The organism is Streptomyces sp. NPDC041796, assembly GCF_055590785.1.
The window spans coordinates 158752-183749 of record NZ_JBVJAH010000006.1 but is presented as its reverse complement, the minus strand read 5'-3'; the positions used below and the strand labels follow the sequence as shown (position 1 = coordinate 183749).

Below are 24998 nucleotides of genomic sequence, written 5' to 3'. Positions count from 1 at the left end.
ATCACGAGGGCATTCTCACCACGTCGGCGAAAGTGAAGATCGCGAACCGACTCTGTGCAGAGTTGAGGGTGGAACTGGACGGGTGTGTTGCATACGGTGATTCCATGTCCGACGCGGAGATCTTCGCGACGGTCCCGGCAGCGGTGGCGAGCAACGTGGACCATTTGTCCGGGCTTGCCACGCACGCCTATGCGGGAGGCGATCTCCGCGAGGCCTACGAACTGGTACGAGCCGGCGTTTAGTTCAAGGACACGGCGGTAACGCAGCCTAACGAAAACTGGGGACGAAATCCGGGCTTTCCGCTCTCGCTCTGACGAGCCGACAACTCCTGCCATGCTGCGACCACACCGACTGCGGTCAATGTCACAGCCGGTCGCAGGCGTGCCGACTCGTCTTGCCGCTCAGGGTTAGTGTGGGCGGCGGGCAGCGACTACGAAGCGAAAAGCGGCGAATTGAGGCACCTTCCGGGCCGGCGGAAGTGCACAGACCGACCGAAAGATGTTCGAGGCGAGGCACTCTATGGACGCTCCGACCACCACGTCGGCCGACAATGGCACCTCCGAGGACAGCGGCGGGGGCGGTGGTTGGTTCACACCCCGCAAGCCGGTCGCCGACCTGCCCGCCGAACCCGGGGCGGCCCGGGCCGATGAGCGCCCGGAACGTGCGACCGGTGCCGACGAGGCTGCGGACGACGGCCAGGAGCGCATAGCCGGCCAGCGGCGACCGCTGACGTCAATACGCATGATCCGGACGGGTACGGCGCATACGGCCGAAACGAAGGCGCCCCGAGCACCCGAGGCGACGGCTCCTGCCCCGCCGGCCGTGCCATGGCCCGACGGCTCCCAGCGCCCGGTGCACGAACGTCCCGCCGACCGGCCGATGGCCCACGAGTCCCAGGACGTCCCCCTCGGCACCTCGTACACGGCAGACCGCCAGAACGCCCCGTACGACGCGCCCACCGGCCACGAGGACGGAGCCCGCCGCCCGGACGGCGCGGGGCGTCCCACCGCCGCCGAAGGGCACTGGCGCCGCGCGGAAGGCCCCTCCGCCGCCCCGGACGCCGCCGGTCACCCCGCCGCCCCGGACGCCACCGGTCACCCCTCCGCCGCTCCGGTCGGCCCCGCGGCGGCTCCGGAGCCCCGGCCCGACATACCCGCCTCAGTCGCCCGCCCTGTCTCCACCGCGGAGTCCGGATCGCCCGACGCGGTGCGGGTCCGGCGGACGCTCGCGGAGGTCGGGCCCGTGGCCGACAAGGTGACCTCGTACTTCTACGCCCTGCTCTTCACCCACAACCCCGAGCTGCGCGCACTCTTCCCGGCCGCCATGGAATCCCAGCGCGACCGGCTCCTCAAGGCGCTGCTGACCGCGGCCGAGCACATGGACAACCCCGAGGTGCTCACCGAGTACCTCCAGCACCTGGGCCGCGGCCACCGCAAGTACGGCACCGACGCCTCGCACTACCCGGCCGTCGGCGAGGCGCTCATCGGGGCGCTGAGCCGGTACGCCACGACGACATGGGACGAGGAGACCGAGGCCGCCTGGGTCCGGACGTACACCACGATCTCCCAGATCATGATCGACGCGGCTGCCGAGAACGAGCGGCACGCGCCCGCCTGGTGGCACGCCGAGGTGGTCTCGCACGACCTGAGAACGCCCGACATCGCTGTCGTCACGGTCCGTCCCGACCAGCCGTACCCCTTCCTGGCCGGGCAGTACACCAGCCTGGAGACTCCCTGGTGGCCGCGGATATGGCGGCACTACTCCTTCGCCTCCGCGCCCCGCTCCGACGGTCTGCTGTCCTTCCACGTCAAGGCGGTCCCGGCCGGCTGGGTGTCCAATGCCCTGGTCCACCACGCCCGGCCCGGTGACGTGCTGCGCCTGGGGCCGCCCGCCGGTTCGATGACCGTCGACCACACCACCGACAACGGTCTGCTGTGTCTGGGCGGCGGCACCGGTATCGCGCCCATCAAGGCGCTGGTCGAGGATGTCGCCGAGCACGGCGCCCGGCGCCCGGTCGAGGTCTTCTACGGCGCACGTACCGATCACGACCTGTACGACATCGACACCATGCTGCGGCTCCAGCAGTCCCACCCCTGGCTGGAGGTGCGGGCGATCATCGACGGCAAGACCCAGCTCCCGGACGCGGTGCGGGAGTACGGACCGTGGAACGAGTACGACGCCTACCTGTCGGGTCCGGTCGGCATGATCCGCAGCGGCGTCGACGCGCTCAGGGGCGTCGGTGTGCCCTACGAGCGGATCCGCCACGACTCGCTGGAGGAACTGGTGGCGGCGGCCGACTGAGCGGCGCCGGGCCGGGCGGTGGCGCCGACCCGGGCGGCCCCGACCCGGATCGGGGACCGACCGGCCCTCGTACTGGGGCTAGCCCAGGTCCGGGGCGTGCATCGCCCGCACGCCCTCGATGTTGCCGTCCAGGTAGTGCCGTAGCGACAGCGGTACGAGGTTGACGGCGGCGATCCCGATCCGGGTGAAGGGCACCCGTACGATCTCGTACTCGCCGACCGGCTCGTCCACCTCCGGACCGTGCCGCTGCGCCGGGTCCATGGACTCCAGCCGGCAGACGAAGAAGTGCTGCACCTTCACGCCCGAGACGCCGCCGTCCACGATGTGCTCGACCGTGTCGACGAAGCACGGCACCACATCGACGATCTTGGCGCCCAGTTCTTCATGGACCTCCCGGTGGAGCGCGTCGACCACCGTCGCGTCCTCCGGCTCCACCCCGCCGCCCGGCGTGACCCAGTACGGATCCATGCCGGGCTTCGTACGCTTGATCAGGACGAGGTCGTCGCCGTCGAGCAGGATGGCGCGTGCGGTGCGCTTGACCACTGGGCGTTCGGTCATGGCTTGAAAATGGCCCGCCGGGACCCTTCTGAAACACCCCGGGAGCTTGGCGCACCCCGGGTCACCAGTCCGTGGCAGCGCGCAGCAACGACTCGTGCGCCCGCGCAATGTGCGGCAGGGCCAGCGTCCCGGTGCGCACCACCACGAAGTACGTGCGCAGCGGCGGCACCGGCGGGTCCAGCAGAGCCACCAGCCGACCGCTGGCCAGGTCGTCCTCGCACAGGTAGCGGGGCAGCACGGCGAGGCCCGCGCCCGAGGCGGCCGACTCCTGGACGGCGCGTAGATCCGGCGCGATGACGGTGGCCGCGGCGGCGGGTTTCGACTCGAAGACCGACGCCCAGTAGCGCGCGACGAACGGCAGTGACTCGTGCACCTCGACCACCGGCAACTGCTCCAGTACCACCGCGCCCTTGCGCAGCAGGACCCCGGGCGCCAGCCGGGCGGCCCAGCGCGGTGAGGCGACCAGGACGTGCTCCTCGTCGCAGAGCGGGGTCGCGGTGAGCAGACCGCCCCGCGGGCGGGCGGTGGCGATGGCCAGATCGTGGTGGCCGGCCGCCAGCCCGTCGAGAACGTCCTCGGCGGCGGACACCAGCGAGGTGCGCACCGCGAGTCCCTGGGAGACCAGCGGGGTGAGGGCGGGCAGCGCGCGGACGGAAGTGAATTCGGGCGGCCCGGCGAGGTGGAGGGTGCGTACCCCGGACTCGTCGTCGAGACCGGCCTCGGCGATCTCGACGAGTGCGTCCAAGTGCGGTGCCGCGCGGTGGGCGAGCTCGTCGCCGATGGTGGTGGGGGTGACGCCACGGGCCTGGCGCAGGAACAGCGGGCGCCCCAACTGGCGTTCCAGCGTGCGGATCTGGCTGGTCACCGCTGGTTGGGAGAGGCCCAGAAGGGCGGCGGCGCGGGTGAAGGAACCCGCCCGATGCACGGTGACGAACGTACGCAGCAACGCCAGATCCATGCGCCTCCCCCCTCCCGCCCTCGGCCACGTCCGGCTGACGGCGCCTCAGGGCCGACCGTCCAACTATAAATAAGTCGATAGGTCTCTGTCGCTACCGTGATTGGACACTGACACAGAGTCAACTAGCCTTGTTCACGCGGTCATCCGCAGAAGAACGCGGACGGTCCGAGCCATGAGGGGGGAGGCTCGGACCGTCCGTTCGTCGTAGTGGATCTGCTCAGCCCGCCTCATCCAGCGCGCGCAGCACGTCCGCCACCAGGTCCTCGGGGTCCTCGGCCCCCACCGAGAAGCGGACGAAGCCCTCGGGCACCGCGTCCCCGCCCCACCGCCCGCGCCGCTCGGCCGTGGACCGCACCCCGCCGAAGCTCGTCGCGTCGTCCACCAGCCGGAGTCCTGCGAGGAAGCGTTCCGCCCGCTCACGGTCGGCCAGGACGAAGGAGACGACCGACCCGAAGCGCCGCATCTGCCCGGCCGCCACCTTGTGCGACGGGTCGCCCGGCAGCCCCGGGTACCGCAGCCCGGTCACGTCCTCGCGCCCCGACAGGGCTTCGGCGAGCGTCAGCGCGGTGGCGCACTGCCGGTCGACGCGCAGGTGGAGCGTGGCCAGCGACCGGTGCGCGAGCCAGGCCTCCATCGGGCCCGGAATGGCCCCGGCGATCTTGCGCCAGCGTCGTACCGAAGCGGCCAGGGCGGCATCACGGCAGGTCACATGCCCGAGCAGGATGTCACCGTGTCCGGTCAGGCCCTTGGTGTCGCTCGCCACCGAGAAGTCCGCGCCCAGCTCCAGCGGGCGCTGCCCGAGCGGGGTGGCGAGTGTGTTGTCGACGGCGACGAGCGCGCCCCCTGCATGTGCGGCCGCCACCAGGCGCCGGATGTCGCAGACGTCCAGCCCCGGGTTCGACGGCGTCTCGATCCACAGCAGCCGTGCCCCCTCCAGCACCGAGAGCTGTGCGTCGCCGCCGGTCGGCGCGGTGCGCACCTCGATCCCGTACGCCTCCAGCTGCTCACGCACCAGCGCCAGCGCCTGGTATCCGTCGGAGGGGAGGACGACCGCGTCCCCGGCCTTGAGCCGCGAGAACAGTACGGAGGAAATCGCGGCCATCCCGGATGCGAAGACGACCGTCTCGACACCCGGCTCACCCGGTGCCTCCAGCTCGCCGATGGCCCGTTCCACGTGCGTCCAGGTCGGGTTCTCGTCCCGCCCGTACGTGTACGGGCCGGTCGGCTCGCCGGGCAGGTGGTAGTGGGCGGCGAACACCGGCCCCGGAAGGGTGGGTTCGTACGCCTTCGGCTCGGGCAGGCCGGCCCGGACCGCCCTGGTCCCGTCACCCCATGTCATGCGGCACGCTCCTTCGGGCCGGGTCATCCGGCTCAGTCCTTGCCGTCGGGGAGAACCACGTTCATGGCCCACGACACGACGGAGATGATCAGGCCGCCGAGTATGGCGGTCCAGAAGCCCTCGACATGGAAGTTCAGGTCGAGCTTGTCGGCGAGCCACGAGGTCAGCAGCAGCATCAGCGCGTTGACGACCAGGGTGAACAGGCCCAGCGTGAGGATGAACAAGGGCAGCGTGAGCAGCTTCACGATCGGCTTGACGAGCACGTTCACCACACCGAAGACCAACGCCACCAGGACCAGGGTCAGGGCCTTCCTACCGGTGCTGTCACCGGTCAGGGTGATGTCGGCGAGCAACCAGATCGCCACGGCCAGGGCAGCCGCGTTCGCGATCGTCTTGACTAGGAAATTCATCATGTGTCTGATCGTGGCAGACGTGATCGGACCGAGTGCAGGGGCGGACGGGCAATGAAGGCATTCCGACTGGATGAGCTGGAGGCGGAACGCGTCGCCAATGAGGGCGCGTATCTGCAGTTCCTTCGGGAGCGGAACATGTCGGTGGGCCTCTACGCGCTCGACGCCGGGCAGCTCGATCCGCAGACGCCGCACAAGGAGGACGAGGTGTACTTCGTCGTCAGCGGCCGTGCGTCGATCACGGTGGGGACGGAGACGACGCAGGTGGGGCGGGGCAGTGTGGTGTACGTGCCGGCCGGCGTGCCGCACAAGTTCCACCACATCACCGAGGACCTGCGGGTGATGGTGGTCTTCTCTCCTCCGGAGAGCTGATCCCGGCCACCCGGCGGGCCCGGGTTCCCTAGGGGGAGGATCAGGGGAGAGCGAGGGCTGCGAAGCGCCCGTTACGAGCGCCCGGCACCTAGCATCGAAGGCGTCCAACGGTAGGAAGTGTCACCAGAGACGAGGTAGGAACACATGGCGGCGGTTCGGAACATTCTCGCGGGGATGCCCTGGTGGGTGAAGTGGATCGCCATACCCGTCATCGCCCTGGTGGTCTTCGGAAGTCTCATCGGCACCGTGATCAGCGTGGTCATCGGGCTGTTGTTCAAGGTGCTCGTGTTCGCCGTGCTCGTCGGCGGACTCATCTACGTCGTACGGAAGTTCATGGCCTCGTCGTCATCCCGTGGCGATTGGTAGAGGTGCCCTGACGGCGTTCGGACACGGCGTTCGGACACGGTCGTTCGGGCGCTGTCCGAACGCCGTTTTCCGGACGCCACTCCGATCGCCTTTTTCTGACACTGGCGTACGAACCCCTCGGCCGCGTGCCCGGCCATACGCCCGGCAGTTAGCCCGGGCGGGGGAACGGCCCCGGCGAAACCTCACCCCGAACGGAGGCTGCCATTAGAGTGGCGGTTCTCCGCTGCCCTTGGAATCCAGGGGTTTACGAACGCCCTACCAGCAGTTTGTACGACTGAATGGGGCGAAACGCCTGGGGGTGACCTTTGGCCACGGCACCGCAATCCCCTACTCGAACCCCGACTCCTCCTCCGACCCTGATCGGCTCCGTGCAGCGGGCGCTGAGGTTGCTGGAGGCCGTGGGCTCCCATGCCGACGGGGCCCCCGCCAAGCAGCTGGCGCGGGAGACGGCTCTGCCCCTGCCCACCGCCTACCACCTGCTGCGCACGCTCACGCACGAGGGCTATCTGCGCCGGGACAACGGAGTGTTCGTCCTCGGAGACGCGGCGGCACGCCTGGCGCGCGGCGGCGTTCTGCAGAATCGTCGCAGCAAGATCGAGAATTCGCTTGCCCGCTGGCGCGACACGATCGGCGTTCCGGTGTACTTCGCGGTCTACCGGGACGGTGAGATCGAGCTGGTCTCGGTCTCCGACACCCCCACGGCCCCCGCCGTCGACGAGTGGGCCGACTTCCGGGAGACGGGCCACGCCCACGCCATCGGACAGTGCCTGCTGGGCCAACTCGACGAGCAGGCCCGGCTGGACCACCTGGACCGCCACCCCGTGCAGCCCATCACTCCGTACACCGTCCGCGACGGACGGACGCTGCTGGAACGCCTCAGCAGCACGGAACGCACGGGGCCGGTCGTCGAACGCCAGGAGTACGCGCTCGGCACGGTCTGCGCGGCCATCCCCGTGACGGCGGGTTCCCTCGCCGCCACGATGGCCATTTCCGTACCCTCCCATCAGGAACGACGGTTGCTGCCGGCGGTCGACCGGCTGCGCGGGGAGGTGGGAAAACTCTTCAGCTCACTGGCATTCTCTATCAGTATCTGAAAAATCACTCCTTGTGATCCTGTAGTGCGTACAGGAGCATTACGTCAAGAGGCCAGCACAGATCATTCCTGGCCGATTTTCCAGCCGCTTTCCTCACCGATCTTCATCAGCCGTTGTTCACCACTGCTTCATCCACTGCGGGGTACATGATGCGCGAGTCGGTTCAGGCCGAGGTCCTGATGAGCTTCGTCGTCTCCGAGGAGCTCTCCTTCAGGATTCCGGTCGAGCTGGGGTACGAGACGAGGGACCCGTTCGCGGTCCGCATGACGTTCCACCTGCCCGGCGATGCGCCTGTCACCTGGGCTTTCGGCAGAGAATTGCTGGTGGACGGCATCAATGGGCCGAGCGGGGACGGTGATGTGCACATCACGCCGACCGGCCCCGAGGACCTGTCGGACGTCAGCATCCGGCTGCAGGTGGGCGCCGACCGTGCGCTGTTCCGCTCCAGCGCGCCGCCCCTGGTGGCCTTCCTCGACCGGACCGACAAGCTGGTGCCGTTGGGGCAGGAGCGCACACTCGGCGACTTCGAGGACCATCTCGAGGAGGCCCTCGGCCGGATCCTCGCCGAGGAGAACGCCGGCTGACGGCCGGTCCGCCCGGGACGCCGGGCGGACCGCCTTCTCATGTGCCCCTGCTCTCCTACGACGCTGCCTGCCCTCTTGTGCCGCCGGCTGCCGTCCTACGACGTCGCCTGCCTTCCTGCGACGCCGCCCACTTCTTACGCGCCTACTTCTTACGCGCCTACTTCTTACGGCGCCGGCTCCGTCCCCCACCGCGTACCGGCGCTGCCGTCTCGGCTCCCGGCCGGTCGGCCGAGACGACCATGGCGGCCAGCGCGGTCGTCACCGGCACCGAGGCCACCAGGCCGATCGAGCCCACCAGGGTCCGCACGATCTCCTCCGCGACCAGTTCACTGTTGGCCACCGTCCCCACGCTGCTCTGCGCGATCGAGAACAGCAACAGCAGGGGCAGGGCCGCACCCGCGTAGGCGAGCACCAGGGTGTTCACCACCGAGGCGATGTGGTCGCGGCCGATGCGGATACCGGCCCGGTACAGGGCGCGTGGCCCCATCTTCGGGTCGGCCTGGTGCAATTCCCACACCGCCGACGTCTGGGTCACCGTCACGTCGTCCAGCACACCGAGCGAACCGATGATGATGCCCGCCAGCAGGAGGCCGGACATGTCGATCTCCGGGTACAGCCCATGGATGAGCCCCGTGTTGTCGTCGGTGTTGCCCGTGAGTGATGCCCAGTCGATGAACACCGAGCCGAGCAGCCCGATCAGGAGCAGCGAGATCAGCGTGCCGATCACGGCCACCGAGGTACGCGCGTTCAGGCCATGACAGCTGTAGAGCGCGATCAGCATGATGGCGCTCGCCCCGACCACCGCCACGACCAGGGGGTTCGAACCCTGGAGGATGGCGGGCAGGATGAACATGGTCAGCACGGCGAAGCTCGCGGCCAGCGCGATCAGCGCCATCACGCCACGCAGCCGGCCCACCGCCACCACCGCGAGCGCGAAGATGCCGGCGAGCACCAGGATCGGCACCTTGCGGTTCACGTCGGTGACCGAATACTGGAGATCACGCGGGGCATCAGGGGCGTAGGCCACCACCACTCCCTGGCCCTCCTCCAGTTGGCGAGGGGCGTCCGGCTGCACGATCTCGACGAACTTCCGGCCCTTGTCCTTGCCGGTCGTCACCTCGACCGTGGCCTTGGCGCACTCTCCCTGCTGGGAGTTGACCGCCTCACGGCCTTCGGGCGTCGTGGTGTCACCGGTGGGCGGGACCTGCGCGGCGTTCACGTCCTTGCAGTCCACCTTGTCGACCCGCACCACCGTGCCCTGCTCGGTCTGCCGGTCGAAGCCGACACCCGTGCGCTCGTGTTCCGGGGCGCCGCCAGGCCAGAGCACGACGAGACCCACCAGCACGGCCGTCGCGAAGGGGATCAGTACCGCGGCGATGACCTTGCGCAGGTGCTTGGAGACGGGCGCGACGGGGCCGTGGCTGTGGACATGACTGTGCGTATGACCATGTGCCTGTCCGGTCGGTTCGGGGGACTGCTGCGAAGAAGTCACCGACCGATCATCGCAAGAACGACCGGGGCCCCCTGTTCAGCGTGGCCGGGGTGGCGCTAGCGTGGTGGCACCTTTGCACACGCGGGAGCTCGGAGCACCGGGCTGAGAGGGCGCTGACATCCGTACGAGGGGTACGGAGACCGCTGCGTCGACCGCCGAACCTGTTACCGGGTAATGCCGGCGTAGGGAGTAGGTCACGATGACCGTTCAGGACGCACGCACGCCTGCCTCGGACCAGAACGACGAGGCCGGGAAGTCCATCGGCTGGCACAAGGGGTACATCGAGGGCTCGCGCCCCGACCTCAGGGTGCCGGTCCGCAAGGTGCACCTCACCAACGGCAAGGACGTGACGCTGTACGACACGTCGGGGCCGTACACCGATCCGAACGTCGAGACCGATGTACGCCGTGGACTGCCGCCGCTGCGGGAGAACTGGATCATCGGCCGCGGGGACACCGAGGAGTACGCGGGCCGGCCCGCCCGCCCCGAGGACGACGGGATCAAGCACACCTCTCCGCGCGGCGGACTGCGCAACCTCGACGCCGTCTTCCCCGGCCGTCCGCGCCAGCCCCGCCGCGGCCGCGGCGGCCAGGCGGTGACGCAGCTCGCGTACGCCCGCCGGGGCGAGATCACGCCGGAGATGGAGTACGTCGCGCTCCGCGAGAACGTATCCCCCGAGGTCGTACGCGAGGAGATCGCGGCCGGACGCGCGGTCCTGCCCGCCAACGTCAACCACCCGGAGATCGAGCCGATGATCATCGGCAAGCGGTTCCTGGTGAAGGTCAACGCCAACATCGGCAACTCGGCGGTCACCTCCTCCATCGAGGAGGAGGTGGAGAAGATGACCTGGGCCACCCGCTGGGGCGCCGACACGGTCATGGACCTCTCCACCGGCCGCAACATCCACACCACCCGCGAATGGGTGCTGCGCAACTCCCCCGTGCCGATCGGCACCGTGCCGCTCTACCAGGCCCTGGAGAAGGTCGACGGCAAGGCCGAGGAGCTGACCTGGGAGATCTACAAGGACACGGTCATCGAGCAGGCCGAGCAGGGCGTCGACTACATGACGGTCCACGCCGGTGTGCTGCTGCGGTACGTTCCGCTGACCGCGCGCCGCAAGACCGGCATCGTCTCGCGCGGCGGCTCGATCATGGCCGCGTGGTGCCTCGCGCACCACAAGGAGTCGTTCCTGTACGAGAACTTCGAGGAGCTCTGCGAGATCCTCGCCGCGTACGACGTCACCTACTCGCTCGGCGACGGCCTGCGTCCCGGCTCCATCGCGGACGCCAACGACGAGGCGCAGTTCGCGGAGCTGCGCACGCTGGGCGAGCTGAACCAGATCGCCAAGCGGCACAACGTACAGACGATGATCGAGGGCCCCGGCCACGTCCCGATGCACAAGATCAAGGAGAACATCGACCTCCAGCAGGAGATCTGCGAGGAGGCGCCGTTCTACACGCTCGGCCCGCTGACCACCGATGTGGCCCCGGCCTACGACCACATCACCTCCGGTATCGGCGCGGCGATGATCGCCTGGTGGGGCACCGCGATGCTCTGCTACGTCACGCCCAAGGAGCACCTGGGCCTGCCGAACCGCGACGATGTGAAGACCGGCGTCATCACCTACAAGATCGCCGCGCACGCCGCCGACCTCGCCAAGGGCCACCCGGGCGCGCAGGAGTGGGACGACGCGCTGTCGGACGCCCGGTTCGAGTTCCGGTGGGAGGACCAGTTCAACCTGGCCCTCGACCCGGACACGGCACGGGAGTTCCACGATGAGACGCTGCCTGCCGAGCCGGCCAAGACCGCGCACTTCTGCTCCATGTGCGGGCCGAAGTTCTGCTCGATGAAGATCTCCCAGGACATCCGGCGTGAGCACGGCGGTGATCTGAAGGAGACGGAGATCGAAGCCGGGATGGCGGAGAAGTCCAAGGAGTTCGCCGCGGCCGGCAACCGGGTCTACCTGCCCCTGGCGGACTGATATCCCCCGGGGAGGACTGCCTGTCCGCCGGGAAGCACCTGTCTGTTTCACGTGAAACAACTGTTCGTTTCACGTGAAACAGGCGCTCGCCGGCTCAGGGCGCGGTCCCTGATCAGTCGGGCTGGTGTTCCGGGCCGCCGAAGTCGGGGCTGGTGAAGTCCGGGCTGGTGAATGTCGGACGGGGGCCGTTACCGCCCTCGCTGGGGCTGGAGAACTCCGGGCCGCTGTAGCCCACCTTCGGAATCCGGCCAACGTGGCGTGGAGGCACCCCCGAGAGGGGGTCCGCACTGGGGTCCGCCAGTGCGTCCCGCAGGAACGGAAGGATCCCCCGCTCCAGCAAGGCGTGCCGCCATGCCTCCCTGGCGCGGGCGACCTCGTCGGGCAACTCCCCGCCCGGCTCCTGAGCCGGTACCTGTGTGGAGCTGTTGCGCAGCGCCGTGATCAGCAGACCGATCGCGGCGGCCAGGATGCCGGCCGCCGTCACGGCTCCGAAGAACCAGCCCGCCGCCAGCAGCGAATCCGCGAAGGCCGGGGCCGGGTCGAGCATCTTCAGGACATAGCCGACCAGCAGGAAGATGACCGCTGCGGTCCCGGCGAGGACCGGTGCCAGCACGGTGACGATGACACCGACCCCGGCGCCCGGTCCCGTCTGGGCCTCGTCACCCTCCGACGCCAGGACGGAATCGATGGCGGACACTCCGCCGGCTGTACGTGACTCCTCACGGACCTTGACGAAGTGGTCGTACTCGGCGGCGGCCGCAGCGGATATCAGCGCGGTGGCGTTCAGGGCCATGGTGCGCAGCTGCTCGGTATTGAGCCGCTGCCCGATCCCGGCGAGATCCGGACGGTCGTGAGCGGTGCGCAGCGCGTCGTCGAGGACGCGCTCATACTCGGCGCGGTCCTCGGTCAGCAGGTGCGGAGCGCTTTTCATGTGCATCCCCCGATGCTCCGTAGAGCCCTGTTTGCCCGCGTAGAACGGGCAGTCGGGCAGAAACGGAGGAGAGCCTGCTACGGAAATACCGATGGTAGAGCGGTTACGGCAAGGGGTGACAGAGGATTTCCGGAAATCGCCCTGGCCGACTGCGCTGCGTCATGGCTCAGTTGGGCAGGGGGAGCTGTACGACCAGCAGCTTTCCGGCCATGGTCACACCGCCGTCCATGGCGATCGCCAGGCCGTCCGCGTACACATGCGGTCCTTCGACCGTCGGGCCGCTGCCGTCCTCGCCGTCCTCGGAGCCCACTTCGCCGAGGAGATACGGAATCGGGCTGTGGCCGTGGACGATGCGCTCGCCGCCGTAGGCCGCCAGCAGTTCCTGTACGGCCGTGGGCCCCGACTCGTCCCGGAAGGCGAAGCGCTTGGTCAGTTTGCGGAACAGGTCCCAGCACTCGTCGGCGTCGTTGCGGGTGAGGATCTCGTGGACGGTGTCGTTGACGTCCTCGATGGTGGACCCGTACTCCAGGTAGGCGGTGGTGTCGGAGTGCACCAGCAGGTGCCCGTCCTCCTCCACCACGGCGTCGAGGCGCGACATCCACTGGAGGTGGACGTCCTGGAGACGGTCCATGTCGCTCTTCTGGCCGCCGTTGAGCAGCCAGGCGGCCTGGAAGGTGGCGGTTCCCGCACCGGAGTTGACGGGAGTGTCCGCGAACCGTTTGGCGCCGATCAGCAGCAGCTCGTGGTTGCCCATCAGGGCCTTGCAGTAGCCGCCGGCGGCGGCGGCCTCGGCGGAGAGCCGCATCACGAGGTCGATGACGCCGATGCCGTCCGGCCCGCGGTCGGTGAAGTCGCCGAGGAACCACAGTCGCGCGTTGCCCGCCGCCCAGTGCCCGTCGGCGTCGATGAGACCTTGCTGGTGCAGGGCGGCGAGGAGCTCGTCGAGGTACCCGTGGACGTCACCCACCACGTACAGCGGACCGGGACCGCTCTCCGCGGCGGGTGCCGGAGCAGCCGCGGCCTCGACCGGGACCGCTTCCGGGGCGACGGACACCTGGACGGTGTCACCGCGATTGATCACCGGGAGGTCGCGCTCGGTCGGCGTGTACCCCTCCGGCAGCTCACCCTCCGGGAACGCGTTGCCCGGGTGAGCGGCACGACCCTGCACGGGTACCTGGGCGTACGGCGGTACGCGGAAGTCGCGCAACGTCGCCGTCCGCACCACGGGTCCCTGACCGGCCCCCTGAGTCATCGACCCCTCCACCACCGTCGCGACGCCCTACACCTGGCGGACCGGCCTGGTCGGGGCGGTCCGCGGTGTCGTCCGCCCATCATAGGAATGAGCGTTGTGCTGTGTGACGCACCAGGGGTGGTGAATCCGGGTGCGCCCCGGGTTCACCGGCCGATTCACCCCCAATTGGGGAAGTTTGCCCTCGGCCGCGACCGGTGGGTGGCCCCGGTCGTTTCCGGGCGCCACGTGCGGGTCATTCCTGTGACGGGGACCGTGGCGGGCTGATCGTCGTCCGCGGGGGCCGTCGCTGGGAGGACGTCCGGACGATCAGCTCGGTCGGTATCACCTGTTCGACGGGCCGGTCGGTGTCGATTCCCTCGATGGCGTCGATGAGCAACTGGACGACGGCGGTGCCGATCCGGCGGGGTTTGAGGGAGAGGGTGGTGATGGGCGGTTCGGTGGCGGCGTAGACGGTCGACTCGCTGCAGCAGACCAGCAGCAGATCGTCCGGTACGCGCAGCCCGTAGCGCCGCGCCGCCGCCAGCAGGTCGGTGCCGTTGGGGTCGAACAGCCCGTACACGGCGTCGGGGCGGTCGGGGCGCGCGAGCAGGCGGTCGGCGGCCACCGCACCGGCGCACGGGTCGTGGGCCGGGTAGGCCTCGTAGACCGGGTCCTGTCCGACACGCTCGCACCAGTTCAGGTACGCCGTGGTGGACAGACGCGTGTACGTGTCGGTGCTGGTGCCGGTGAGGAGACCGATCCGGCGGGCGCCGGCGGCGGCGAGATGGTCCAGCAGGTCGAGGACGGCGGCTTCATGGTCGTTGTCGACCCAGGCGGTGACCGGCAGGGTGCCGGCCGGGCGGCCGTCGGAGACGACGGGCAGGCCTTGGCGGACGAGTTCGGTGACGACCGGGTCGTGGTCGGAGGGGTCGATGACGACGGTGCCGTCGAGGGCGACGTTCGACCAGACGTCATGGCGGGAGGTGGCGGGCAGGATGACCAGGGCGTAGCCGCGGGCGAGCGCGGCGGAGGTGGCGGCCCTGGCCATCTCGGCGAAGTACGCGAATTCGGTGAAGGTGAAAGGTTCATCCCCGTAGGTCGTCACGGTCAGGCCGATGAGGCCGGACTTGCCGGTACGGAGCGTGCGGGCCGCGGCGGAGGGGCGATAGCCCAGCCGGTCGGCGACCTCGCGGACATGGCGGCGGGTGGCGTCCGGGAGCCGGCCCTTGCCGTTGAGCGCGTCGGAGACAGTCGTGATGGAGACCCCGGCTGCGGCGGCCACGTCCCGGATGCCCGCTCGCCCTTGCCGGCTTCCCCGGGTCTGTGCCCGGCTCACCTGGTGCTTCCCTGCTGCTGTCATGGCGAGCCGATAGTAGGGCGAGGCCGGGCGGTTGGGCCGTTCGCATATTCACTCGTTGACAGGCACGTTTCTGCACGGTCGCCACCCCCCAATGGCCTGGAAATGCAAGGTAGTTGGGGCATTTTTTGTGGTGCCTCGAGTTGTCGGCGCGCATGAGCCTGCCAAATGGACGATGTCTCGATGAGGTCTCAACTCACCTCTACGGGGGACGCGCGCCACGGCGCGAGCCATGGGCGCACGGCACCAGGGGGAGCGCTCCCCCCCTGCCGTCACGCCGGTGGTGTGTGCGGCGCACGGCGGCTGCGCGCAGGGTGCGCGGAGGCTTTGCGCGGCCGTGGTCCGGTGGGTGCCCGGGTGGCGCCACGGTGGCTGCCCGGGGGCACCTGGCAGGTGCCCGGTGGGTGTTTGCGGGTGCTTTGCGGGGATCGACCCGGGTGGGGCGTGGCAGGAGTCCCGCGGGGCTTCCGGAAGGCTTCCGGAGGTCCGCGGAGGCCGGGCTGGAAATCGGCCATTCGCAGCGCGGCGGAATCCTCATATGGTGAGCAGTATTGGTGGTACGTACGGTCAAGGAGGACCAGAGTGAGCGAGACGAGCCCGAAGCTGCGCGCCGTGCTGGGCGGCATCCCCACCTACAAGCCGGGCAAGCCCGCCGCGTCCGAGGGGCCGGTCGCGTACAAGCTGTCCTCCAACGAGAACCCGTACCCGCCGCTGCCCGGGGTGATGGAGAGCGCGCTGGCCGCGGCGGCCTCGTTCAACCGCTACCCCGACATGGCGTGCACGGGGCTGATGAACGAGCTCGCCGAGCGTTTCGGGGTGCCCGTGTCGCACCTGGCCACCGGGACGGGGTCGGTGGGCGTGGCCCAGCAGCTCGTCCAGGCCACCGCCGGACCCGGCGACGAGGTCATCTACGCCTGGCGGTCCTTCGAGGCGTACCCGATCATCACGCAGGTCAGCGGTGCGACGCCGGTGCAGGTGCCGCTCACCCCGGGTGACGTCCACGACCTGGACGCGATGGCCGACGCGATCACCGACCGGACACGGCTGATCTTCGTCTGCAACCCGAACAACCCCACCGGCACGGTGGTGCGCCGGGCCGAGCTGGAGCGGTTCCTGGACCGGGTGCCGTCCGATGTGCTGGTCGTCCTGGACGAGGCGTACCGCGAGTTCATCCGGGACGCCGAAGTGCCGGACGGTGTGGAGATCTACCGCGAGCGCCCCAATGTGGCCGTCCTGCGCACGTTCTCCAAGGCGTACGGGCTGGCCGGGCTGCGGGTCGGCTTCGCGGTCGCGCACGACCCGGTGGCCGCGGCGCTGCGCAAGACCGCCGTTCCGTTCGGCGTCAGCCAGCTCGCCCAGGACGCGGCGGTGGCCTCGCTGCGTGCGGAGGACGAGCTGCTGGGGCGGGTGGGGTCGCTGGTGTGCGAGCGGAAGCGGGTGTACGAGGGGCTCGTCGACCAGGGCTGGACCGTGCCGGAGACGCAGGCCAACTTCGTCTGGCTGCGGCTGGGGGACCTCACCGTGGACTTCGCGGCCGCGTGCGAACAGGCGGGCGTGGTCGTGCGGGCGTTCGCGGGCGAGGGCGTGCGGGTCACCATCGGCGAGAGCGAGGGGAACGACATCTTCCTGCGGGCTGCCGAAGCCTTCCGCAAGGAGCGGTTCTAGCCGGTCGGACCGCGCCCGGGCCGGCCGGTGCGGTGAGGACCGCGCCCGGGCCGGCCAGGGCGTTCGGACCGCGCCCGGGCCGGCCGGTGCGGCTGGGGCCCGTCGGCCCGGGGTGGTTCACCCGGGACGGGACGGTTCGGGCCCAGCCGGCCGACCGTGACGTTCAGGAGGCCGGTTCGACGCGGATCGGGTCGCCCGGGCGGACCGTGGCGAGGACGCGGGGGTCGCCGTCGAGGCGGCCGAGGACGTTGCAGGGGCTCGCGAGGCGGCATTCGTCGCCTCGGGAGATCGGCGTGGGGCCGTACGGGAGGGCCAGTGCGGCGCCCTCGGTCCAGAAGGCGACCGTGCCGGGCTCGACCACCTGCTGGGCGTCGGCCTCCAGGGCGGGGGAGGCGGGTGTCTCGAAGTAGACCTCCTCGCCCCAGGTGTGGGCGGTGGAGCTGATCGGCAGAACCCCCGTGAGCGCCTTGCTGGTGGGGGTTTCGTCGAGGGTCGCGGTGACATGGCCCGCGGGCCAGGAGATACGAATCTGCATGTGCGAAATTCAACAAGATGTTGAAGTTTCGCGGAAGAGGCCCCCCGCCTTCCGGTACGGATTTCGTTTGAGTCATAATAGCTTGTGATTGTGAACGCATTCACAAGCGCGCCTGGTTCCTCCCAAGATCCACCGGAATCGGCGAGGCGACGCAACGACGTCCGGACCGTAGGACGTAGGCCGTAAGGAGAAGCTGACGTGGACCTGGCTCTGGCGCCAGAGACGCTGGCGAGATGGCAGTTCGGTATCACCACCGTCTACCACTTCCTCTTCGTACCCCTGACGATCTCCCTCGCCGCACTCACCGCCGGTCTCCAGACGGCATGGGTGCGGACCGAGAAGGAGAAGTACCTCAGGGCGACGAAGTTCTGGGGAAAGCTGTTCCTCATCAACATCGCGATGGGCGTGGTCACCGGCATCGTGCAGGAGTTCCAGTTCGGCATGAACTGGTCCGACTACTCGCGCTTCGTCGGTGACGTCTTCGGAGCGCCGCTCGCCTTCGAGGCACTGATCGCGTTCTTCTTCGAGTCGACCTTCATCGGCCTGTGGATCTTCGGCTGGGACAAGCTGCCGAAGAAGATCCACCTGGCGTGCATATGGATGGTGTCGATCGGCACCGTCCTGTCGGCGTACTTCATCCTGGCGGCCAACTCCTGGATGCAGCACCCGGTCGGTTACAAGATCAACGCTGCTACCGGCCGTGCCGAGCTCACCGACTTCTGGCTCGTGCTCACCCAGAACACGACGCTGACCCAGGTCTTCCACACCATGTCCGCCGCCTTCCTCACGGGTGGTGCGTTCATGGTCGGTATCGCCGCCTTCCACCTGGCGCGCAAGAAGCACATTCCGGTGATGAAGACCTCGCTGCGACTGGGTCTGGTCACCGTGGTGATCGGCGGCATGTTCACCGCGATCAGCGGTGACTTCCTCGGCAAGGTCATGTACGAGCAGCAGCCGATGAAGATGGCCGCGGCCGAGGCGCTGTGGGAGGGCGAGAAGCCGGCTCCGTTCTCGGTCTTCGCCGTGGGTGACGTGGACAAGGGCCACAACAAGGTCGCGGTGGAGATCCCCGGACTGCTCTCCTTCCTCGCGCACAGCGACTTCGAGTCGTACGTCCCCGGCATCAACGACACCAACAAGGCCCTCCAGGAGAAGTACGGCCCCGGTGACTACCGGCCCAACATCCCCGTCGCGTACTGGGGATTCCGGTGGATGATCGGCTTCGGCATGGCGTCGTTCTCGCTCGGCCTGCTCGGGCTCTGGCTCACCCGGAAGCGGTTCCTGCTGCCCGCGCGGCTGCGGGTGGGGGACGACGAGGTGCCCAACCTGGTGCTGTTCAAGAAGCCGCTCAGCCCGAAGCTGACCAAGCTGTACTGGCTGGTCGCGCTCTGGACGCTGGCCTTCCCGCTCATCGCGAACTCGTGGGGCTGGATCTTCACCGAGATGGGCCGCCAGCCCTGGGTGGTCTACGGCGTGCTGCGCACCCGCGACGCGGTCTCGCCCGGTGTCTCCCAGGCCGAGGTGATCACCTCCATGGTCGTCTTCACGGCCCTCTACGCGGTGCTCGCCGTGATCGAGGTCAAGCTGCTCGTGAAGTACGTGAAGGCCGGGCCGCCCGAGCTGACGGAGTCCGACCTCAACCCGCCCACCAAGATCGGCGGCCACGACCGGGATCCGCACAACCCCGAACGTGAAGTCGACCGGCCGATGGCCTTTTCGTACTGAGGACTGGAGCTGAGGCATGGAACTTCACGACATCTGGTTCGTCGTCATCGCCGTCCTGTGGACCGGCTACTTCTTCCTGGAGGGCTTCGACTTCGGCGTCGGCGTCCTGACCAAGCTGCTCGCCCGCAACCGGGTCGAGAAGCGGGTGCTGATCAACACCATCGGACCCGTCTGGGACGGCAACGAGGTGTGGCTGCTCACGGCCGGCGGGGCCACCTTCGCGGCCTTCCCCGACTGGTACGCCACCCTCTTCTCCGGCTTCTACCTGCCGCTGCTGGTCATCCTGGTCTGCCTGATCGTGCGGGGCGTCGCCTTCGAGTACCGGGCCAAGCGGCCCGAGGAGAAGTGGCAGCACAACTGGGAGCAGGCCATCTTCTGGACGTCGCTGATCCCCGCGTTCCTGTGGGGTGTCGCCTTCGCCAACATCGTGCGGGGCCTGCGGATCGACGCGACCAAGGAGTACGTGGGCACGATGGCCGACCTGCTCAACCCCTTCGCGCTGCTCGGCGGGCTGGTGACGCTGACCCTGTTCACCTTCCACGGGACGGTGTTCACCGCGCTGAAGACGGTGGGGGACATCCGGGTACGGGCGCGGAAGCTGGCGCTGACGCTGGGACTGGTCACCGTGGTGCTGTCCCTCGGGTTCCTCGGGTGGCTCCAGGTGTCGCGGGGTGATGGGGCGAGCCTGGTCGCCATGGCCGTCGCCGCTGTGGCTCTGGTCGGAGCGGTCGGCGCGATCAAGGCGGGGCGCGAAGGATGGTCGTTCGCGTTGTCGGGTGTCACGATCGCGGCCGCGGTGGCGATGCTGTTCCTGACGCTCTTCCCGAATGTCATGCCGTCTTCGCTGGACCCGGCCTGGAGCCTGACCGTCACCAACTCGGCGTCCAGCCCGTACACCCTGAAGATCATGACCTGGTGTGCGGCGATTGCCGCTCCGCTGGTGATGCTCTACCAGGGCTGGACGTACTGGGTGTTCCGCAAGCGGATCGGTACGCAGCACATCGCTGACGCCGCTCACTAGCTCACCAGTAGGGCGCTCACCAGCTCACCAGTAGGGGATGTTTCACGTGAAACCGATCGACCCGCGTCTGCTCCGATACGCCCGGGCCACCCGTCTGTTCCTCGCGGCGGTGGTGGCTCTGGGCGTCATCGGGGCGGCGCTGGTCGTCGCCCAGGCCATGCTCATCGCCGAAGTGGTGGTGGGCGCTTTCCAGCGGGGACTGGGGGTCGGGGACCTCGGGACGCCGTTGGTGCTGCTGGCGGCTGTCGCCGTCGGGCGGGGCGTCGTCTCATGGCTGACCGAGCTGGCCGCGCACCGGGCGAGTGCCGCGGTGAAGTCGGAGCTGCGCGGGCGGTTGCTGGAGCGGGCGGCCGACCTCGGGCCGGGATGGCTGAGCGGGCAGCGGGTGGGTTCCCTGGTGGCGCTGGCCACCCGGGGCGTGGACGCGCTCGACGACTACTTTTCGCGCTATCTGCCACAGCTCGGGCTGGCGGTGGTGGTGCCGGTGGCGGTCCTGGCGCGGATCGTCACCGAGGACTGGGTGTCGGCGGCGATCATCGTCGGCACGCTGCCGCTGATCCCCGTCTTCATGGTCCTCATCGGATGGGCCACGCAGGCCCGGATGGACCGGCAGTGGAAGCTGCTGTCCCGGTTGTCGGGGCACTTCCTGGACGTGGTGGCGGGTCTGCCGACGCTGAAGGTGTTCGGCCGGGCCAAGGCACAGGCGGAGTCGATCCGGGCGATCACGTCCGAGTACCGGCAGGCGACCCTGCGGACCCTGCGGATCGCGTTCCTGTCGTCGTTCGCGCTGGAGTTGCTGTCCACGCTCTCGGTGGCGCTGGTCGCGGTCGGTGTCGGCATGCGGCTGGTGCACGGGGACCTGGACCTGTACACGGGGCTGGTGATCCTGATCCTGGCGCCCGAGGCGTATCTGCCTCTGCGCCAGGTCGGTGCGCAGTACCACGCGGCGGCGGAAGGGCTGTCGGCCGCGGAAGAGATCTTCGCCGTCCTGGAGACTCCGGTCCGCAAGGGCGGGGACGGGGTTGCTCCGGCGGATGCGCGGCTCGAGCTGGAGAACGTGACCGTACGGCACGAGGGACGCGCCGAGCCGTCACTGGATCGTGCGTCGCTGGTCGTCGAACCGGGTGAGACGGTCGCCCTGGTCGGGCCGAGCGGGGTCGGCAAGTCGACGCTGCTGGATGTGGTGCTGGGGTTCACCGAGCCTTCGGGCGACGGGGGCGCGGTACGCGTCGGAGGGGTGGACCTGGGGTCGCTGGACCTGGAGCAGTGGCGGGAGCGGATCGCCTGGGTGCCCCAGCGGCCGTACCTGTTCGCGGGGACCATCGCGGAGAACGTACGCCTCGCCCGGCCGGACGCGGACGATGACGCGGTCGCCCGGGCGCTGGCGGACGCGGGGGCGTCCGACTTCGTGGACGCGCTGCCGGCGGGTGCCGGGACGGTGCTGGGCGAGGACGGCGCGGGGCTGTCCGCGGGGCAGCGCCAACGGCTGGCCCTGGCACGCGCGTTCCTGGCCGACCGGCAGTTGCTCCTGCTGGACGAGCCCACCGCGGCGCTGGACGGCGCGACGGAGGCGGCCGTGGTGGACGCGGTGCGCCGCCTCGCCGAAGGGCGCACGGTGCTCCTGGTCGTCCACCGCCCGGCGCTCCTGGCCGTGGCGGACCGGGTCGTCACACTCCGGGAGTCCGCTCCCGCGGGCGCGGCAGCCGCCGAGACGGGCGCACCGCGCGGTCTGGACGCGCTCGACGCGGCGTTCGGGCTCGTGGGCGGGCATCCGGACGCCGTGGAGGCCGACGTCGTGGCCGCCGATTCCCGGCAGGGCGGCGGGGAGTCCGGGCGCGGCGGTGGAGTGCTCGCACGGGTGCGTGGGACGGCCGGGGAACTGCGCGGGCGTCTCGGGCTCGCGCTGACGCTGGGCAGCCTGGCGCTCGGGTCGGCCGTGGGGCTCATGGCCGTGTCCGGGTGGCTCATCTCGCGGGCCTCGGAGCAGCCGCCGGTGCTGTACCTGATGGTGGCCGTGACGGCTACCCGGGCGTTCGGCATCGGGCGGGCCGTGTTCCGGTACGCCGAGCGGCTCGTGTCGCACGACACCGTGCTGCGGATGCTGGCCGAAGTGCGCGTCGCCGTCTACCGCAGGCTGGAGCGGATCACTCCGGCCGGGCTGCGCAGGGTGCGCCGCGGCGATCTGCTCTCGCGGCTCGTCTCCGACGTGGACGCCCTCCAGGACTACTGGCTGCGCTGGCTGCTGCCGGCCGGGGCCGCCGCGGTGGTCGGTGCGGGGGCCCTCGGGTTCACCGCGTGGCTGCTGCCCGAGGCCGGGGCGGTCCTCGCGGTCGGCCTGCTCCTCGCCGGCGTCGCCGTGCCGCTGGTCACCGGTGCCGTCGCCCGGCGCGCGGAGCAGCGGCTCGCCCCGGCGCGGGGCGTCCTGGCCGCCCGGGTGGTGGACCTGCTGCGCGGGTGCGCCGAGTTGACGGTGGCGGGCGCCCTCGCCGAGCGCGTCGCCCGGGTCCGCGAGGCCGACGGGGCCCTCACCCGGATCGCCACCCGTCAGGCCACCGCCACCGCCCTCGGCGGCGGCCTCTCCGCGCTGGTCACCGGCGTGACCGTGGCGGGCGCGGCGCTCGTGGGCGTACAGGCGGTCCACGACGGGCGGCTCGACGGCGTGACGCTGGCCGTGGTCGTGCTGACCCCGCTCGCCGCGTTCGAGGCGGTCATCGGGCTGCCGCTGGCCGTGCAGTACCGCCAGCGCGTCAAGCGCAGCGCCGAGCGGGTGTACGAGGTGCTCGACGCCCCCGTCCCCGTACATGAGCCGCGTGAGCCGCGACCGGCGCCGGACACGGCGTTCCCGCTGGAGCTGCGCGGCCTCACCGCCCGGTACGCGGGCCAGGACCGGGACGCCCTGGCGGCGTTCGACCTGCGGCTGGAGGCCGGCCGGCGGGTCGCCGTCGTCGGGGCGTCCGGCTCCGGCAAGACGACGCTCGCCCAGGTGCTGTTGCGGTTCCTGGACGCCGGGGACGGCACGTACCGGATCGGCGGAGTGGACGCGGCCGCGCTGGACGGCGACGACGTACGCCGACTGGTCGGGCTGTGCGCCCAGGACGCGCACATCTTCGACAGCTCCGTCCGGGAGAACCTGCGGCTGGCCCGGCCCGGCGCGAGCGACGGCGATCTGCGGGCGGCACTGGACCGTGCCCGGCTGCTGGACTGGGTGGACGGTCTCCCCGAGGGCCTCGACACCCTCGTCGGCGAACACGGGGCCCGGCTCTCCGGCGGCCAGCGCCAGCGCCTGGCGCTCGCCCGCGCGCTCCTCGCCGACTTCCCCGTCCTCGTGCTCGACGAGCCCGCCGAGCATCTGGACCTCGCCACGGCCGACGCGCTCACCGACGACCTGCTGCGGGCCACCGAGGGCCGCACCACCGTGCTGATCACCCATCGGCTGCACGGCCTCGACGCGGTCGACGAAGTCGTCGTCCTGGAGGACGGGCGCGGCGTGCAGCGCGGGCCGTACGCGGAGCTGGCGGCCGCCGACGGGCCCCTGCGCCGCATGCTGGAGCGCGAGCGGGCGGCCGATCTGCTGCTGAACACCCCTGCGGCAGGGCCGGCTTTCCCCAAGGACTGACTGTGCTCCGGGCGTGACCGCGCCCCGGATCCGGCGTACGGAGGCAGTGCGGCCACGACCGTCGCGTACGACGGCGTGGGCCTCCCGGAGCGCGGGCGCCGCAGCGGCCTGCGCAACCTCGCGCGGCGCGCGGAGCCGCTCGGCGGACCCAGCCGGTGCGGGCCGGGCACCGGCGAGCACGGCGGCGGTACGACGGTGGTGTGGGAAGCGCCACTGTGCGGACCCTTCCGGGTACGGCCGTAGGCCGGTTGGCGGAACGGGAATGGGCCGGTCGGCGGTACGACACCGCTGGGGTGCCGGACATCGGGCGCGTCCGGCGCCACCATCCCAGGATGTTGTTCGTGGCGCTGGCCGTCCTGCTCGCCCTGCTCCCCCAGCCCGCGGCCACCGCCGCCGACGGGCCGGGCGGCGCGGCCGCGGAGGTGGCGCGGCTGTACGACGAGGCCGCGCGGGCCACCGAGAGGTACGAGCAGGGCCGGCGCGCGGCGGCCGCGCAGCGCGCCCTGGCCGGCCGGCTCCAGCGGCAACTGGCCCTCAAGCGGCGTGAGCTGGCCGTGCTCAACGACCGGATGGGCGAGGTGGCACGCGCCCAGTACCGGGCCGGCGGGTCCGTGGGCCTCGCCGCGCGGCTGCTGCTGGGCGACGACGCGGACGAGGTGATGCGGGCGGAGCGGCTCGCCCGGCAGGCGGACCGGGCGGTGAACCGTCTGATGGAACGCACCAGGCAGGCGGAACGGCGCCTGGTGCTGGCCGAAGGCCGGGCCCGTACGGCGTGGCAGGAGCTGGACGCACGCCGGAAGGGGCTGGCCACGATCAGGCGCGGCATCGAGGCACGGCTGGAGCGGGCCCAGGGGCGGCTCCAGGCGGAGGCGGACCGGAGGGTCGCGTCCGGCCGGTGCGCGGGTGCGGCGGGAGTGGCGGGTGGTGCGCCTGGTGCCGGTGCGGTGGGTGGTGCCAGGTTGGCGAGTGGCGGTGTGGTGGGTGGAGCGGGGTTGGCAAGCGCCGGTGTGGTGGGCGGTGCGCGTGGTGCCGGTGGTGGGGGGCGGGGGTGGGTGGCGCCCGTGGAGGGGTACGTCCTGTCCGCCGGTTTCCACCGGGCGGGCGCGCATTGGGCGCACCGGCACACCGGGCAGGACTTCGCGGTGGCCGTCGGCACCCCGGTGCGGGCCGTGGGAGCGGGACGGGTGCGGTCGGTGTCCTGCGGCGGGGCGTTCGGGATCGAGGTGGTGGTGCGGCACGCCGGTGGCTGGTACTCGCAGTACGCGCACCTCGCCGCGCCCGGTGTGTCCCCGGGGCAGCCGGTCGCGGCCGGTCAGGTGATCGGGCGGTCCGGCAACACCGGCAACTCGACGGGACCGCACCTCCACTTCGAGGTGCGGCTCACGCCGTACATGGGATCGGCCGTGGACCCGGTGCGCTGGCTGGCCGAGCACGGGGTCCTGCTGGGGCGCTGACGGGGGTC

21 protein-coding genes and 1 pseudogene are annotated in these 24998 nt (G+C 70.4%); 13 read left to right on the top strand and 9 right to left on the bottom strand.

The genetic code is table 11. The features are described 5' to 3' along the window. Positions 1 to 104 precede the first annotated feature (104 nt). Positions 105 to 242 carry a hypothetical protein gene (locus ACZ6C1_RS13970; protein ID WP_469240676.1) on the top strand — a complete coding sequence of 46 codons (138 nt, stop codon included), beginning with the start codon at positions 105 to 107 and terminating at the stop codon, positions 240 to 242. A 277-nt stretch (positions 243 to 519) separates the two neighbouring features. Beyond that, entirely contained in the window at positions 520 to 2301 is a 1782-nt protein-coding gene (locus ACZ6C1_RS13965; protein ID WP_469240674.1) for a globin domain-containing protein, read from the top strand. Positions 2302 to 2379: 78 nt separating this feature from the next. Here the strand turns inward: ACZ6C1_RS13965 and ACZ6C1_RS13960 are convergent, their stop codons facing one another. The 4 genes from ACZ6C1_RS13960 to ACZ6C1_RS13945 form a co-directional block, all read right to left on the bottom strand. Then, complete coding sequence (locus tag ACZ6C1_RS13960; RefSeq protein ID WP_469240672.1) at positions 2380 to 2859, bottom strand: NUDIX hydrolase; 480 nt, start codon at positions 2857 to 2859, stop codon at positions 2380 to 2382. Positions 2860 to 2920: 61 nt separating this feature from the next. Beyond that, positions 2921 to 3817, bottom strand: a complete 897-nt coding sequence (locus ACZ6C1_RS13955; RefSeq protein WP_469240670.1) for a LysR family transcriptional regulator — start codon at positions 3815 to 3817, stop codon at positions 2921 to 2923. 217 nt (positions 3818 to 4034) lie between these two features. Beyond that, complete coding sequence (locus ACZ6C1_RS13950; protein WP_469240668.1) at positions 4035 to 5156, bottom strand: cystathionine gamma-lyase; 1122 nt, start codon at positions 5154 to 5156, stop codon at positions 4035 to 4037. A 32-nt stretch (positions 5157 to 5188) separates the two neighbouring features. Further along, a complete protein-coding gene (locus ACZ6C1_RS13945) occupies positions 5189 to 5569 on the bottom strand; it encodes a phage holin family protein (RefSeq protein WP_469240666.1) in 381 nt (126 codons plus the stop codon). Positions 5570 to 5620: 51 nt separating this feature from the next. Here ACZ6C1_RS13945 and ACZ6C1_RS13940 point away from each other — a divergent pair, with 51 nt between their 5' ends. The 4 genes from ACZ6C1_RS13940 (at position 5621) to ACZ6C1_RS13925 (ending at position 7982) form a co-directional block, all read left to right on the top strand. After that, the gene (locus ACZ6C1_RS13940) at positions 5621 to 5938 is read left to right on the top strand and encodes a cupin domain-containing protein (protein WP_469240664.1); all 318 of its coding nucleotides are present in this window, start codon (positions 5621 to 5623) and stop codon (positions 5936 to 5938) included. Positions 5939 to 6082: 144 nt separating this feature from the next. Further along, complete coding sequence (locus tag ACZ6C1_RS13935) at positions 6083 to 6304, top strand: DUF5326 family protein (RefSeq protein WP_469240662.1); 222 nt, start codon at positions 6083 to 6085, stop codon at positions 6302 to 6304. A 359-nt stretch (positions 6305 to 6663) separates the two neighbouring features. After that, the gene (locus ACZ6C1_RS13930; RefSeq protein ID WP_469241215.1) at positions 6664 to 7398 is read left to right on the top strand and encodes an IclR family transcriptional regulator; all 735 of its coding nucleotides are present in this window, start codon (positions 6664 to 6666) and stop codon (positions 7396 to 7398) included. Between the two features lie 149 nt (positions 7399 to 7547). After that, the gene (locus ACZ6C1_RS13925) at positions 7548 to 7982 is read left to right on the top strand and encodes an SsgA family sporulation/cell division regulator (protein WP_469241213.1); all 435 of its coding nucleotides are present in this window, start codon (positions 7548 to 7550) and stop codon (positions 7980 to 7982) included. Between the two features lie 157 nt (positions 7983 to 8139). On the opposite strand, the gene ACZ6C1_RS13920 is transcribed toward ACZ6C1_RS13925, so the two are convergent. Next, positions 8140 to 9474, bottom strand: coding sequence for a YibE/F family protein (locus ACZ6C1_RS13920; RefSeq protein WP_469240660.1), 1335 nt, complete (start codon positions 9472 to 9474; stop codon positions 8140 to 8142). A 199-nt stretch (positions 9475 to 9673) separates the two neighbouring features. Here ACZ6C1_RS13920 and thiC point away from each other — a divergent pair, with 199 nt between their 5' ends. Beyond that, the gene (gene thiC / locus ACZ6C1_RS13915) at positions 9674 to 11455 is read left to right on the top strand and encodes a phosphomethylpyrimidine synthase ThiC (protein ID WP_469240658.1); all 1782 of its coding nucleotides are present in this window, start codon (positions 9674 to 9676) and stop codon (positions 11453 to 11455) included. 112 nt (positions 11456 to 11567) lie between these two features. On the opposite strand, the gene ACZ6C1_RS13910 is transcribed toward thiC, so the two are convergent. The 3 genes from ACZ6C1_RS13910 to ACZ6C1_RS13900 form a co-directional block, all read right to left on the bottom strand. Further along, a complete protein-coding gene (locus tag ACZ6C1_RS13910; RefSeq protein ID WP_469240656.1) occupies positions 11568 to 12392 on the bottom strand; it encodes a hypothetical protein in 825 nt (274 codons plus the stop codon). A 160-nt stretch (positions 12393 to 12552) separates the two neighbouring features. Then, a complete protein-coding gene (locus ACZ6C1_RS13905) occupies positions 12553 to 13638 on the bottom strand; it encodes a metallophosphoesterase (protein WP_469240654.1) in 1086 nt (361 codons plus the stop codon). Between the two features lie 232 nt (positions 13639 to 13870). Further along, a complete protein-coding gene (locus ACZ6C1_RS13900) occupies positions 13871 to 14977 on the bottom strand; it encodes a LacI family DNA-binding transcriptional regulator (RefSeq protein WP_469240652.1) in 1107 nt (368 codons plus the stop codon). Between the two features lie 579 nt (positions 14978 to 15556). On the opposite strand from ACZ6C1_RS13900, the gene hisC reads away from it, so the two are divergent. Then, a complete protein-coding gene (hisC, locus tag ACZ6C1_RS13895; protein WP_469240650.1) occupies positions 15557 to 16639 on the top strand; it encodes a histidinol-phosphate transaminase in 1083 nt (360 codons plus the stop codon). Between the two features lie 163 nt (positions 16640 to 16802). On the opposite strand, the gene ACZ6C1_RS13890 is transcribed toward hisC, so the two are convergent. Beyond that, entirely contained in the window at positions 16803 to 17174 is a 372-nt protein-coding gene (locus ACZ6C1_RS13890) for a cyclophilin-like fold protein (RefSeq protein WP_469240648.1), read from the bottom strand. 198 nt (positions 17175 to 17372) lie between these two features. Here ACZ6C1_RS13890 and ACZ6C1_RS13885 point away from each other — a divergent pair, with 198 nt between their 5' ends. From ACZ6C1_RS13885 to ACZ6C1_RS13865, 5 genes and pseudogenes are all read left to right on the top strand, one after another. Next, the gene (locus ACZ6C1_RS13885) at positions 17373 to 18899 is read left to right on the top strand and encodes a cytochrome ubiquinol oxidase subunit I (protein WP_469240646.1); all 1527 of its coding nucleotides are present in this window, start codon (positions 17373 to 17375) and stop codon (positions 18897 to 18899) included. A 16-nt stretch (positions 18900 to 18915) separates the two neighbouring features. Next, on the top strand, positions 18916 to 19920 hold the full coding sequence (cydB, locus tag ACZ6C1_RS13880) for a cytochrome d ubiquinol oxidase subunit II (RefSeq protein ID WP_469240645.1): 1005 nt from the start codon (positions 18916 to 18918) through the stop codon (positions 19918 to 19920). 37 nt (positions 19921 to 19957) lie between these two features. Continuing rightward, positions 19958 to 23536 (top strand): thiol reductant ABC exporter subunit CydD, encoded by a 3579-nt coding sequence (gene cydD, locus ACZ6C1_RS13875; protein WP_469240643.1) that lies wholly within the window; start codon positions 19958 to 19960, stop codon positions 23534 to 23536. Positions 23537 to 23593: 57 nt separating this feature from the next. Next, positions 23594 to 23779 (top strand): annotated as a pseudogene (locus ACZ6C1_RS13870) (hypothetical protein); the annotation flags it as partial. An 89-nt stretch (positions 23780 to 23868) separates the two neighbouring features. After that, the gene (locus ACZ6C1_RS13865; protein ID WP_469240640.1) at positions 23869 to 24990 is read left to right on the top strand and encodes a M23 family metallopeptidase; all 1122 of its coding nucleotides are present in this window, start codon (positions 23869 to 23871) and stop codon (positions 24988 to 24990) included. The last annotated feature ends 8 nt before the right edge of the window (positions 24991 to 24998 follow it).

What these genes read in the sequence shown, in the direction of transcription:
- ACZ6C1_RS13970 (WP_469240676.1), top strand. Translation starts at nt 105, where the DNA reads ATGTCCGACGCGGAGATCTTCGCGACGGTCCCGGCAGCGGTGGCGAGC.
- ACZ6C1_RS13965 (WP_469240674.1), top strand. Translation starts at nt 520, where the DNA reads ATGGACGCTCCGACCACCACGTCGGCCGACAATGGCACCTCCGAGGAC.
- ACZ6C1_RS13960 (WP_469240672.1), bottom strand. Translation starts at nt 2,859, where the DNA reads ATGACCGAACGCCCAGTGGTCAAGCGCACCGCACGCGCCATCCTGCTC.
- ACZ6C1_RS13955 (WP_469240670.1), bottom strand. Translation starts at nt 3,817, where the DNA reads ATGGATCTGGCGTTGCTGCGTACGTTCGTCACCGTGCATCGGGCGGGT.
- ACZ6C1_RS13950 (WP_469240668.1), bottom strand. Translation starts at nt 5,156, where the DNA reads ATGACATGGGGTGACGGGACCAGGGCGGTCCGGGCCGGCCTGCCCGAG.
- ACZ6C1_RS13945 (WP_469240666.1), bottom strand. Translation starts at nt 5,569, where the DNA reads ATGATGAATTTCCTAGTCAAGACGATCGCGAACGCGGCTGCCCTGGCC.
- ACZ6C1_RS13940 (WP_469240664.1), top strand. Translation starts at nt 5,621, where the DNA reads ATGAAGGCATTCCGACTGGATGAGCTGGAGGCGGAACGCGTCGCCAAT.
- ACZ6C1_RS13935 (WP_469240662.1), top strand. Translation starts at nt 6,083, where the DNA reads ATGGCGGCGGTTCGGAACATTCTCGCGGGGATGCCCTGGTGGGTGAAG.
- ACZ6C1_RS13925 (WP_469241213.1), top strand. Translation starts at nt 7,548, where the DNA reads ATGCGCGAGTCGGTTCAGGCCGAGGTCCTGATGAGCTTCGTCGTCTCC.
- thiC (WP_469240658.1), top strand. Translation starts at nt 9,674, where the DNA reads ATGACCGTTCAGGACGCACGCACGCCTGCCTCGGACCAGAACGACGAG.
- ACZ6C1_RS13910 (WP_469240656.1), bottom strand. Translation starts at nt 12,392, where the DNA reads ATGCACATGAAAAGCGCTCCGCACCTGCTGACCGAGGACCGCGCCGAG.
- ACZ6C1_RS13905 (WP_469240654.1), bottom strand. Translation starts at nt 13,638, where the DNA reads ATGACTCAGGGGGCCGGTCAGGGACCCGTGGTGCGGACGGCGACGTTG.
- ACZ6C1_RS13900 (WP_469240652.1), bottom strand. Translation starts at nt 14,977, where the DNA reads ATGACAGCAGCAGGGAAGCACCAGGTGAGCCGGGCACAGACCCGGGGA.
- ACZ6C1_RS13890 (WP_469240648.1), bottom strand. Translation starts at nt 17,174, where the DNA reads ATGCAGATTCGTATCTCCTGGCCCGCGGGCCATGTCACCGCGACCCTC.
- cydB (WP_469240645.1), top strand. Translation starts at nt 18,916, where the DNA reads ATGGAACTTCACGACATCTGGTTCGTCGTCATCGCCGTCCTGTGGACC.
- cydD (WP_469240643.1), top strand. Translation starts at nt 19,958, where the DNA reads ATGTTTCACGTGAAACCGATCGACCCGCGTCTGCTCCGATACGCCCGG.
- ACZ6C1_RS13865 (WP_469240640.1), top strand. Translation starts at nt 23,869, where the DNA reads ATGTTGTTCGTGGCGCTGGCCGTCCTGCTCGCCCTGCTCCCCCAGCCC.